Source organism: Pseudomonas monteilii NBRC 103158 = DSM 14164, assembly GCF_000730605.1.
GTDB lineage: Bacteria > Pseudomonadota > Gammaproteobacteria > Pseudomonadales > Pseudomonadaceae > Aquipseudomonas > Aquipseudomonas monteilii.
This window is the reverse complement of sequence record NZ_BBIS01000056.1, coordinates 46892-58510: the sequence shown is the minus strand read 5'-3', so window position 1 is coordinate 58510 and position 11619 is coordinate 46892. Positions and strand designations below refer to the sequence as shown.

Below are 11619 nucleotides of genomic sequence, written 5' to 3'. Positions count from 1 at the left end.
AAGAGATGAAACAGCTGCGCATTTCGGGGAGCCGGACGGTCTCGATAGAACTGACCACCACTGCGCGAGTGCAACCCAACTTTCTCGGGATGCTCACCTCGGGCGGAGGCGGTGGTTTGAACGCAGGGATGCTGTGGTACAACATCATATCGCTCCAGACGGCCTACAACAGCCTGCAAAAGAGCAATGCTCCGGAATACACCTTGGGTTTTGCTTCATCGATTTTCGGAGTGATCGGTGCAGCAGCGGCGACGCTGGTCAGCGTAAGGGCGACGCAGAAGGCCGTGATGCTGAGATTAAGTTCGACAGCGCCGGGGATGGCGTTTGGCAACGGAATTATCAAGTTCTTAAGTAGCAACCTGTTCGCGCGGGTAGCCGGATATCCTGCAATAGCGTTCGGCCTGTTTTCTGACATATCGAAGGGAATGCGCCAACTCAAAAGTGGCAATTCAGCTGCAGGCGGATACACCTTTGCAGGAGGGGTAACTATGGCTATTGGCTCTGCTGTCGCCCTTGAAGCAGGCCTTGCCATAGCGGGTGCTACTACGGTGGTACCCTTTGCCGGATGGGCCGCAGCCGCCCTTGTCCTCGTAGGCGTAGCCATTATTGCTGGGGGACTCTACCTACACGCCAAGGCACATGAGCACCTTCATAGCCCAATTGAGCTTTGGGCAGCACGTAGTATTTTCGGTAATCGCAACAATGATGGAGAGGTGCGCTCAGGCATTACGTTGGACTATGAGCAGAGACTTCCTCCTTTCGCTTCGCTTCAAACCGAAGTCAAAGCCTGGCACAACGAGCATTACGGTCCCAAACTACTATCCGCCGAGCAGGCTGTACCACTCGGCATAACTAAAGTCGACACCCGATGGCATCATAACGATCACTGGTCTCCGCCAAACTGGACAGCCATTACACACAATGAAGTAGCCACACCTCAACCAACCGTTGAGTTCACAGTGCTGCTGCCTGGCTTCGTGCTGGGGGTAAGCGAATGGTCAGGAAGCTTGAGAGCCCTCCGTGACGACCAAGGAATGGACGTATTCCCTATCACCCCGACCGCCCACATCGTAGGTGCTGGCTTGGTTCTGCATTTCGAGAACACGTTGGCCAATCAAAAGCATGTCTCACTGCATCTAGCTTACCGCGCCAATCAAGGGTTGGACGAAGACCATGCGATCCTGTCAATTTTCCGTTTGGAGCGTTAATCATGGCAACCATCTGGATATTCGACTCAATGTCGAACTCAGGGCATAACCCCGCTATCGCCGGGCAATTATTAAACTTATCCGACAACACCTTATGTTTGAGAAATCCTTGGGTGACAGACTCTGTCTTCATGGGAAAGCTGTACTGCGCGATAATTACTGCATCAATGATCGGCTTCTACCCCTATCTATTTGACGGAGAATTCCTGAAGTATTTCAGGTCCAATCCTATATTAATGACTAGCTTTGCGCTCTCGCCCCTCACCTTCCTCCCATTCCTAATTTATCGAATATACTTCATTAACCATTTATCAAGCTTTTGCCTCAACCGCTCAACCCAGAAAATCTACTACCAACGCTTGAGCAAGGTATTCGTTTTTGAGTGGAGCAACACCGGCGGTGGCCTGTTCAAACGCACCGAAAGCGGCGGCTCATCCTTCAGCACCAGCTACGCCCTCGCCTTCGCCCCGCGCCGTGCGGACGGCAGCCTCCACCAAAAAGACTGCCTCTGGGTCGACAGTAACGAACCCACCGAGCCCGACGTCAGACACGTCGCCGAAGTCTGGGAATACCTGCGCCACTTCATGGCCCATGGCCCCGACAAACTCCCCCCACCCGGCGAACCCAACTGGTGGCACAAGCCCCTGCATGCCATCTGCCTGACCCCGGCTGAAGCCTGGCGCCACTACGCCCCTTGGCGAACCGGAGAACCTGGTGAAATGCAGGGCAAGAAGAATTGGCAACTGCCCTTCTGGGCCGTGCTGTTCCCCTACAACCTCACCGTCGCCATCTGTTGGTACTTCATCTGCAAGCTCCTCAATGTTCGCGCAGCACCACCACCGCCTGAAGCGTTTGAGGAACGGCCGGCACGTGCAAGCAAAAGGAGGCGTGCATGACTAACGCCTCCGTCAGCAGCGCCACCTCCGGCCCTGCCTGCAGCACACGCGTCCCCATTCTGCCCATTCGTTATCTTACCGCCCAGTCGGTCAATACCATGGTACTCAAATCGGGCGGAGGCGGTGGTTTGAATGCGGGGATGCTGTGGTACAACATCATATCGCTCCAGACGGCCTACAACAGCCTGCAGAAAAGCAATGCCCCGGAATACACCTTGGGTTTTGCTTCGTCGATTTTCGGGGTGATCGGTGCAGCAGCGGCGATGCTGGTCAGCGTAAGGGCGACGCAGAAGGCCGTGATGCTGAGATTAAGTTCGACAGCGCCGGGGATGGCGTTTGGCAAAGGAATTATCAAGTTCTTAAGCAGTAATCTGTTTGCGCGTTTAGCTGGATATCCTGCGATAGCGTTCGGCCTGCTCTCAGATTTGTCAAAGGGATCACGCCAGTTCGATAACGGTAACTCTACAGCTGGCAGATACACAATTGCTGATGGGTTTACCATGGCCATTGGCTCTGCTGTCACCCTTGAAGCAGGTCTTGCCGTTGCGGGCGCGACAACATTGGTACCCTTTGCCGGATGGGCCGCAGCCGCCCTGGTCCTGGTAGGCGTAGCCATCATTGCAGGAGGCCTGTACCTGCACGCTAAGGCACATGAGCACCTTCACAGCCCCATTGAGCTTTGGGCCGCACGCAGCATTTTCGGTAATCGCATCAATGACGGAGAGGTGCGTCCTGATATTACCTTGGACTATGAGAAAAAACTGCCTGCTTACGCCTCACTAAAAGCTGAGGTCAAAGCCTGGCAAAACGAGCATTACGACCCCAAACTACTGTCCGCTGAGCAGGCCCTATCACTCGGTATAACTAAGGTCGACACGAAATGGCATCGAAATGATCACTGGTCTCCGCCCAACTGGACCGCTATCACACACAACGAAGTAGCCACACCTCAAACAACCGTTGAATTCACCGTGCTGCTGCCTGGCTTTAGGCTAGGCGTAAGCGAATGGTCAGGAAGCTTGAGTACCCTCCGTGACGACCAAGGAATGGACGTATTCCCTATCGCCCCGACCAGCCACATCGTAAGTGCGGGCTTGGTCCTGCATTTCGAGAACACACTGGCCAACCAAAATCATGTCTCACTGCATCTAACTTACAGCGCCAATCAAGGATTGGATCAAGACAATTAGGTTTTTTTCAATTTTTCGCCTGGAGCACTGATCATGGCAACCTTCTGGATATTCAACTCATTGTCGGACTCTGGGCACAACCCTGCAATCAGGGGACAATTGGCAAATATATCCGATAACATCTTATGCCTAAGAAACCCATGGGTAACAGACTCCGTGTTTATGGGGAAATTATATTGCGCAATGACGATCACCCTACTAATGGGCACTTACCCTTACCTCTACCCCAGCTTCTTGGACATCTACAACGAAGACATCATATTATTGATCTTGTTTCTAATAACGCCCTTTGTATTCACTCCATTCCTTGCTTATCGAATTTTCTTTATAAAAGGCTTATCAACCATTTGCCTCAACCGCTCAACTCAAAAAATCTACTATCAACGCTTGAGCAAGGTATTCGTCTTTGAGTGGAGCAATACCGGCGGTGGCCTGTTCAAACGCACCGAAAGCGGCGGCTCATCCTTCAGCACCAGCTACGCCCTCGCCTTCGCCCCGCGCCGTGCGGACGGCAGCCTCCACCAAAAAGACTGCCTCTGGGTCGACAGCAACGAACCCACCGAACCCGACGTTAGGCACGTCGCCGAAGTCTGGGAATACCTGCGCCACTTCATGGCCCATGGCCCCGACAAACTCCCCCCACCCGGCGAACCCAACTGGTGGCACAAGCCACTGCATGCCATCTGCCTGACCCCGGCTGAAGCCTGGCGCCACTACGCCCCTTGGCGAACCGGCGAGCCCGGTGAAATGCAGGGTAAGAAAAACTGGCAACTGCCCTTCTGGGCCGTGCTGTTCCCTTACAACCTGACCGTCGCCATCTGCTGGTACGGCATCTGCCGCCTCTTCAACGTTAGAGCCGCGCCACCGCCCCCAGCTGCCTTCGAAGAAGCCCCTGCTAGACTCAACAAAAGGAAGCGCAAATGAGACCCATCGTATTGGTAGGCCATCGCCACAGCTGCCCGATCCATGGCGAAGGCACGGTGCAGACCGGTGCAAGCGCAACCTTCGTGGATGGCAGAGCCGTGGCGCGTGTGGGCGACCGCATCAGTTGTGGCGCCGTCATCGAAACCGGCGCAGCTTGCACGATCATCGAGGGCCAACCCGCGGCAAGGGAGGGGGACACCACCAGCCATGGAGGCACGCTAGTCGAGGGTGACCCGGGTTGGCTCATTGACTGACTACGACTATCAGCACGTTAGCCACTCTCTTTTGCACCTCGCAACCGTTCGATAACCGAACAGTAGCCCGTCTCGTGAATTGACGCTGCCATCTTCACTGCGCACCATGCACCGGCCTTGCGTGCCCCCTGCCTGGGAACCGGCCACGTATCCGTCGTACCGCAGCTGAATACAATTTCAAGAAACGAGCAGTTTATGAACCACTCCAAGATCACCCCCGCCGCACCCCGGATGCACCCGGGTTCGATCGGCGACAAGCTTCGCGGCGCGTTCGGCGTCGGCAAAACCCGTTGGGGCATGCTTGCCCTGGTGTTCTTCGCCACCACCCTGAACTACATCGACCGTGCCGCGCTCGGCATCATGCAACCCGTGCTGGCCAAGGAAATGAGCTGGACGGCGATGGACTACGCCAACATCAACTTCTGGTTCCAGGTCGGCTACGCGATCGGCTTTCTGCTGCAGGGCCGGCTGATCGACAAGGTGGGGGTAAAACGGGCCTTCTTCTTCGCCGTGCTGCTGTGGAGCCTGGCCACCGGTGCTCATGGCCTGGCGACTTCGGCCGCCGGCTTCATGGTCTGCCGCTTCATCCTGGGCCTGACCGAGGCCGCCAACTATCCGGCCTGCGTCAAGACTGTGCGGCTGTGGTTCCCAGCGGGTGAACGGGCGATTGCCACCGGGCTGTTCAACGCCGGCACCAACGTCGGCGCCATGGTTACCCCGGCCCTGCTGCCGCTGATTCTGGCCGTGTGGGGCTGGCAGGCCGCATTCATCGCCATGGGTAGCCTGGGCCTGGTGTGGGTGGTGCTGTGGCTGCTGAAGTACTACAACCCTGAAGACCACCCCAGCGTGCGCCAGAGCGAGGTGCAGTACATCCAGCAGGATGACGAGCCCGAGCCGACCCGCGTGCCGTTCAGCCGCATCCTGCGCCTGCGCGGGACCTGGGCTTTTGCGGTGGCCTATGCGATTACCGCGCCGGTGTTCTGGTTCTACCTGTATTGGCTGCCGCCGTTTCTTAACCAGCAGTACAGCCTGGGCATCAACGTGACCCAGATGGGTATCCCGCTGATCATCATCTGGCTGACGGCGGACTTTGGCAGCATCGGCGGCGGCATTCTGTCGTCGTGGCTGATCGGACGCGGCGTGCGTGCCACCACGGCGCGGCTGGTATCCATGTTGATCTTTGCCTGCACCATGCTCAGCGTCATCTTTGCCGCCAACGCCAGTGGCCTGTGGGTCGCGGTGGCGGCCATCTCGCTGGCGGTGGGCGCGCACCAGGCGTGGACGGCGAATATCTGGAGCCTGGTGATGGACTACACGCCAAAGCACCTGGTGAGCACGGTGTTCGGCTTTGGCAGCATGTGTGCGGCAATTGGCGGAATGTTCATGACGCAGATTGTCGGTAGCGTGCTGACCGCTACCCACAACAACTATGCCGTGCTGTTCACCATGATTCCGGCCATGTACTTCCTGGCGCTGGTGTGGATGTACTTCATGGCACCGCGCAAGGTCGAAAGCGCCTGAGTGCGCTAGCCACTTTCCTCTACGGGGCCCTTGCGGGCCCTTTTTTTGGTCTTGTGATCAGGCCATTACAGCGCGCCGTCGGTATGAGCGCGCTGCTTGTTCGAAGTCAGACTGCGGCCAACACAGCCTTGGCCTTCTCCAGTGCCATACGTGCCCGCTGCTCGCCGCTGATGCCTTGTTCCAGCAACTGCCGCGTGGGAATTTCCAGGCTTAGCGGTACGTTCGACGGCAAGGCGCGCAGCAAGCCTGCAAGGTCGGCATCACCCTCACCCGGGAAGCGTCGCTCGTTACGTGCCTGGCGCAGGATCTCATCCATGTCGGCCGGTACCGGACCGGCAACGTCGCACAGCTGGGCATAACGCATGCGCTGCGGTGCCAACTGCGCCAGGTCATCCAGTGAAGACCGGGAGCGGTTGAAGTGGAAGGCGTCCACCAGCACGCAGCCATTGCCATGGTCGGCGTTGGCCACCACCCGCATGGCCTGGCGCAGGTCACGTACGTCGGTCCAGGGCATGAATTCCAGGTGTGGGTGAATACCATAGCCCGCCGCCAGCTCGCACATGGCAGCAAAACGCTCGGTCAGGCGTGCTTCATCGGGGTCGTTGCCAGCCACCAGCAGTTCAGTGCCACCCAGTTCGGCGCCCACCGCAAGGATCGGCTCGAAATCAGCCACACAGGTCTCCGGCTTCAGGCGCAGGATTTCCAGGTCGAGCACGTTGATGCCGGTGTCGCGCAGGCGCGCCTGGGTCTGCCGGCGCAGCTCGGCATCAGCCACCAGCGGGAAGTGCTGTTCCTGCTCGGTGGCGGGTACCAGGCGCAGGCCAACGTGGCTGTAACCGGCACGGGCTGCCGCCTCTACCATCTCTGGCGGGGACAGTTCGAGTACCGTCAGGGCGGCAAGGGAGAAAATACGGTCAGTCATTTATCGTCACCAAAAGAGTAGAGGTTGCGTCAGGCGATGTGCTCGGGCGCGCAAGCCCGGCCCGTTTCCGCCGCCTGGCGGATCGCTTCGATCAGCGCCAGCGTGCGGCCACCGTCGGCGGCATCGATCAGCGGCGCCTGTTCGCCCCGGGCAACCCGCACGAAGTGCTGCAACTGCAGGGTCAAGGCCTCGCCGGCGGGAATGCTCTCCTCGCTTTGAAGCAGCGGCGTGTGCCAGCCCGAGCCCGCTTCGGCGTAGTGCCAACGCTTGAGCTGGGGAATGCTCAGCGCCCCTTGAGTGCCGGCCAGCAGGTAGCACGGCTGGCCATTCTGGCGCGGGTACACCGGGCTTTCGCCAGCGTCCAGCTCCCAGCTCCACGGCGCCGCCACCGCGTCGGAGCCGGTCAGGCTACCCAGCGCGCCGTTGGCGAACTGCAGTAGCACCGCCGCGCTGTCTTCGTTGGCAAAACCACGTACATCGTTACGGGTGAATGCCTGCACCTGTACCACCTCGCCGCACAGATGGCGCAGCAGGTCGAGGTCGTGGATCAGGTTGGTCAGCAGGAAGCCGGCGCCCGGTTCGCGGCGCCATGGCGTTTCGAAATAGCTGTCGGGTTTTTGCAGTTGCCACAGCGCGGTGACATTGATCAGCCGGCCCAGCTTGCCGTCGGCAATCACCTGGTGCGCCTTGGCGATCAGCGGGTTATGCCGCCGGTGATGGCCGACCAATACGGGTACGCCACAACGGCGCGATGCTTCTACCAAGGCGCGAACCTCATCCAGGTGCACGCCCACCGGTTTTTCGACCAGCACCGGCACGCCGGCTTCGACGCAATCCAGGGCGGTCGCCACATGCAGGTTGTTCGGGTTGGCAACGATTACTGCCTCGGGGCGCGCGCGCTCCAGCATCTGCCGGTGGTCGGCAAAACAGGGCACGCCGCATTCAGCGGCAAAAGCCTCGGCCTGCGGGCCGGGGTCGGCCACCGCGCACAGCTGGGCGTGCGGCACATTGCGCAGGTGCTGGTAGTGCTGGCGGCCCATGATGCCGGCGCCGATCAAGGCAATACGAAGGGGTTCGTTCAACAGCCTGTCCTCTTGTCATTGTTGTTTTATGAATTATGGAACCCTATTCCAAAACTCATACAGCACAATTTAGAACCAAGTTCAGCCTTTCAGAAGAACCCGCAGGACAAGCTGTTCGGTAATCGACCGGAAATGCGCGTCAGGCAAACAATTCGCTTGCCCGGCTGGCCGCCGACAGCTCTTGTGCAGCAGCCAGCAGTAGTGGCGCCAGCTCTGCCAGGCGGCTTTGCGCCATCCGTGCACTGGGCCCGGCAATGCTCAATACGCCGATCACCTCGTCAGTGTGCGGGCGGCGCACCACAGCAGCCAGGGCCGAGGTGCCGATGGCCGAGGTTTCCTCGACCCAGGCATAACCACGCTCGCGGGCACGGTGCAGATAGGCGAGCAGCTCGTCGGTAGAGCGCGGTGCGTTGGGGCCGAACTGCGCAGGGTCGGCAATACCTTGGCGCAACACCATCTGCAGCGCCTGCTCATCGTCCAGGCTGGCCAGCCAGGCATGCCCGGACGCTGTATAGAACAGCGGCGCATCGCGGCCCATGTCGGGGTCGTAGCGCAGTCCGGAACGAGCGCCCTGAGACTTGGCGATCCAGGTCTGGCGGGCACCGTCGATCACGCCAAGACGCACCAGCTCACCACTGTCCTGGGCCAGGCGGTCAAGAATCGGCTGAATGATGTCGGCACCGTTGCTCGACAGGTAGCGAAACCCCAAGGCCACCAGTTTGGCCGACAGTTGGTAACGGCTGTTGTCGCGGTTCTGCCGCACGTAGCCCAGCCGCACCAGCTCGGTGAGCATGCGGTGGGTGGCGCTTTTGGGAATGTCCAGGCGCTCGGCCAGGGTTTGCAACGGCAGCCCCGAGGGTTCGCCGGTAAGGGTTTCTACAAGACTGAAGGCGCGTTCGATCTGACTACCAGCCATGACTACAGGTCCCTGATTTTTTTGCCGATTCTAGAAGATGATTCCACATGAGCGGTAGCGGCCGCAGCGAAGTCGCGCTGAAGTGTCCGGTTATCGCCCAGTTGTTGCCTGCGCGGGCTGCCATACCCTTGCGGGCAAAGACGCCGCTGATAAAAATATGGAACATTGTTCTAATAACAACACAGGAACACCGCGATGCCCTCAGCTGCTCTGGATACCGAATACGATGTACTGGTCATAGGCTCCGGCGCCGCCGGGCTGGCTGCGGCCGTGACGGCGGCCTGGCATGGGCAGAGGGTGATCGTGGTAGAGAAGGAGCCCGTGTTTGGCGGTGCCACCGCCTGGTCCGGCGGCTGGGCCTGGGTGCCACGTAACCCGCTGGCACAGCGGGCCGGCATCGTGGAGGACATCGAGCAGCCGCGAACTTACCTGCGCCATGAACTGGGAACCCACTACAACGCCGAGCGCGTCGATGCCTTCCTTGAGGCTTGCCCGCACATGGTGGCGTTCTTCGAGAAACATACGGCGTTGCAGTTTGCCGATGGCAACGGCATCCCGGACATGCATGGCGACACGCCGGGCGCAGCCCAGGGCGGGCACCAGGTGATCGCGGCGCCGTATGATGCCCGCGAGGTGGGTGCCTTGCTGCCACGCCTGCGCAAGACCCTGCGCGAAACCTCGTTCATGGGCATGCCGATCATGGCCGGTGCCGACCTGGCGGCCTTCCTCAACATGACCCGTTCGCCCAAGGCATTGCTGCACGTATGCAAGCGTTTTGGCCGTCACCTGTATCACCTGGCGCGGTATGGTCGGGCGATGCACCTGGTCAACGGCGTGGCACTGGTGGCGCGGCTGGCCAAATCGGCACAGGACCTGGGTGTGCACCTGCAGGAATCGGCGCCGGCCAAAAGCCTGCTGGTCGAAGATGGCCGGGTGTGCGGGGCTCGGGTGGCCACGCCGCAGGGCGAGCGACAGATACGCGCCAAGGCCGTGGTGCTTGCAGCAGGTGGCTTCCCCAACGACAGCGCCCGGCGCCAGCAGCTGTTCCCGCGCGATGCCAGCGGCCACGACAACCTGGCCCTGCCGCCACAGGGGTGTTCCGGTGACGGGCTGCGCCTTGGCGAGGCGGCCGGCGGCGTGGTGGCCACCAACCTGAAATCGCCGGTGGCCTGGGCGCCGGTTTCGCGCGTGCCACATCGCGATGGCAGCATCGGCCACTTCCCGCACATCATCGAGCGGGGCAAGCCAGGCATCATCGGCGTGCTGGCCAACGGCAAGCGCTTTGTCAATGAAGCGCATGGCTATTACGACTATGTATCAGCCATGGTCGCGGCAGTCCCGCAGGGTGAGGAAGTGTGCTCGTGGCTGGTGTGCGATCATCGCTTCTTGCGCCGCTTTGGCCTGGGCTATGCCCGCCCGGCACCGCTGCCGGTGTGGCCGCATGTGCGCAGCGGTTATCTCAAGCGGGGTGTCACGCTTGAAGCGCTGGCGGACGCCTGTGGCATTGAACCGGCCGGGTTGCGTGCCACGGTCAGCGACTTCAACAAACATGCACGAGATGGCCAGGACCCGGCATTTGGCCGTGGCTCCACGCCGTTCAACCGCAAACAGGGTGACCCGCAGCACAAGGGCCCCAACCCGTGCGTGGCGCCCATCGAACACGGGCCGTTCTATGCAGTGAAGGTGCAACCCGGCTGCTTTGGTACCTTTGCCGGGTTGCGCACCGACGGCAGTGCCCGGGTGCTGAATGAAGCCGGGCAACCCATCGCAGGCCTGTATGCGGCGGGTACGGACATGGCCAGTGTGTTTGGTGGCTGGTACCCGTCGGGCGGCATCAACCTGGGGCCAGCGCTGACCTTTGGCTATGTGGCCGGGCGGCACATTGCCGGGGTGCAGGCGTATGAGTGAGGTGGGCCAACCGGTTCCGGCAAGGAAGTGTTCGCCAAAGCCCTGCATGCCCACTGCTGCCCTCAGGCCCCGTTCGTTGCGATCAACTGCGCGGCCCTGCCCGAAAGCCTGATCGAAGCCGAGCTGTTCGGCTATACCGAAGGCAGCTTCACTGGCGCCCGCAAAGGGGGTGCCATGGGCCTGCTGGAGTCAGCCGGGGACGGTATCCTGCTGCTCGACGAAATTGGCGACATGCCGCTGGCCCTGCAAAGCCGGTTGCTGCGGGCACTGCAGGAACGGCAGGTCACCCGCATTGGCAGCACCACGGCAGCGCCCTTCAAGGCACACATTGTCGCAGCCACCCACAAAGACCTTGGCGCGCTGGTAGCCAACGGGGGTTTTCGCGAAGACCTGTTCTACCGCCTGGACGGCCTGCGTGTCAGCCTGCCCGGTTTGGAACAGCGCCTGGATAAACAACAACTGATCGAAGCCTTTTTCCAGCGTCCGGGCTTTGCGCCGCTGCAGGCCGAGGCCAGGCGCCGGCTGCTGGCCTACCACTGGCCGGGCAACCTGCGGCAACTGGAGAACGTGGCGCGGCTGGTCGGGGTGCTGGCCGCGGGTGAGCCCAGCATAGGTGTGCAGCACCTGCCAGAAGACCTGCAAGGCCAGCCGGTCGCGGCGCCGCGCTCGCTTTCAGAAGCCACCCACGACGTGATCGAACGCGCCTTGCTGGCCCATGAGGGCAATGTCAGTGCTGCCGCCAAGGCGCTGGGTATTTCCCGTACCACCATGTACAAGCGCCTGGGTTCGCGCTAGCAC

The 11619-nt window shown here is 60.5% G+C and carries 9 protein-coding genes and 3 pseudogenes; 9 read left to right on the top strand and 3 right to left on the bottom strand.

Annotated elements, in window-relative coordinates; genetic code table 11:
* From PM2_RS31010 to PM2_RS25300, 6 genes and pseudogenes are all read left to right on the top strand, one after another.
* A pseudogene (locus tag PM2_RS31010) lies at positions 1-1208 on the top strand (T6SS effector BTH_I2691 family protein); the annotation flags it as partial.
* A gap of 2 nt (positions 1209-1210) precedes the next feature.
* Entirely contained in the window at positions 1211-2104 is an 894-nt protein-coding gene (locus tag PM2_RS30330) for a hypothetical protein (protein ID WP_070087246.1), read from the top strand.
* 101 nt (positions 2105-2205) lie between these two features.
* Positions 2206-3325: pseudogene (locus PM2_RS25315) on the top strand (T6SS effector BTH_I2691 family protein); the annotation flags it as partial.
* Between the two features lie 2 nt (positions 3326-3327).
* Positions 3328-4218 (top strand): DUF6708 domain-containing protein, encoded by an 891-nt coding sequence (locus PM2_RS25310; protein ID WP_028699824.1) that lies wholly within the window; start codon positions 3328-3330, stop codon positions 4216-4218.
* Positions 4215-4472 carry a PAAR domain-containing protein gene (locus tag PM2_RS25305; RefSeq protein WP_016711089.1) on the top strand — a complete coding sequence of 86 codons (258 nt, stop codon included), beginning with the start codon at positions 4215-4217 and terminating at the stop codon, positions 4470-4472. The genes PM2_RS25310 and PM2_RS25305 overlap by 4 nt, the downstream gene beginning before the upstream one ends.
* Before the next feature lie 231 nt (positions 4473-4703).
* Positions 4704-5993 (top strand): MFS transporter, encoded by a 1290-nt coding sequence (locus PM2_RS25300; protein ID WP_371059045.1) that lies wholly within the window; start codon positions 4704-4706, stop codon positions 5991-5993.
* Between the two features lie 106 nt (positions 5994-6099).
* On the opposite strand, the gene PM2_RS25295 is transcribed toward PM2_RS25300, so the two are convergent.
* The 3 genes from PM2_RS25295 to PM2_RS25285 all read right to left on the bottom strand — a co-directional run bounded on the left by PM2_RS25295 (position 6100) and on the right by PM2_RS25285 (position 8913).
* Positions 6100-6915 (bottom strand): sugar phosphate isomerase/epimerase family protein, encoded by an 816-nt coding sequence (locus PM2_RS25295; RefSeq protein ID WP_028699825.1) that lies wholly within the window; start codon positions 6913-6915, stop codon positions 6100-6102.
* Between the two features lie 29 nt (positions 6916-6944).
* Positions 6945-7997 carry a Gfo/Idh/MocA family protein gene (locus PM2_RS25290; RefSeq protein WP_028699826.1) on the bottom strand — a complete coding sequence of 351 codons (1053 nt, stop codon included), beginning with the start codon at positions 7995-7997 and terminating at the stop codon, positions 6945-6947.
* Positions 7998-8136: 139 nt separating this feature from the next.
* Positions 8137-8913 (bottom strand): IclR family transcriptional regulator, encoded by a 777-nt coding sequence (locus PM2_RS25285; protein ID WP_016711093.1) that lies wholly within the window; start codon positions 8911-8913, stop codon positions 8137-8139.
* A 195-nt stretch (positions 8914-9108) separates the two neighbouring features.
* On the opposite strand from PM2_RS25285, the gene PM2_RS25280 reads away from it, so the two are divergent.
* From PM2_RS25280 to PM2_RS32185, 3 genes and pseudogenes are all read left to right on the top strand, one after another.
* The gene (locus PM2_RS25280) at positions 9109-10821 is read left to right on the top strand and encodes an FAD-dependent oxidoreductase (RefSeq protein WP_025752629.1); all 1713 of its coding nucleotides are present in this window, start codon (positions 9109-9111) and stop codon (positions 10819-10821) included.
* Positions 10822-10836: 15 nt separating this feature from the next.
* A pseudogene (locus tag PM2_RS32190) lies at positions 10837-11469 on the top strand (sigma 54-interacting transcriptional regulator); the annotation flags it as partial.
* Between the two features lie 42 nt (positions 11470-11511).
* Positions 11512-11616 carry a helix-turn-helix domain-containing protein gene (locus PM2_RS32185; RefSeq protein ID WP_256207231.1) on the top strand — a complete coding sequence of 35 codons (105 nt, stop codon included), beginning with the start codon at positions 11512-11514 and terminating at the stop codon, positions 11614-11616.
* The last annotated feature ends 3 nt before the right edge of the window (positions 11617-11619 follow it).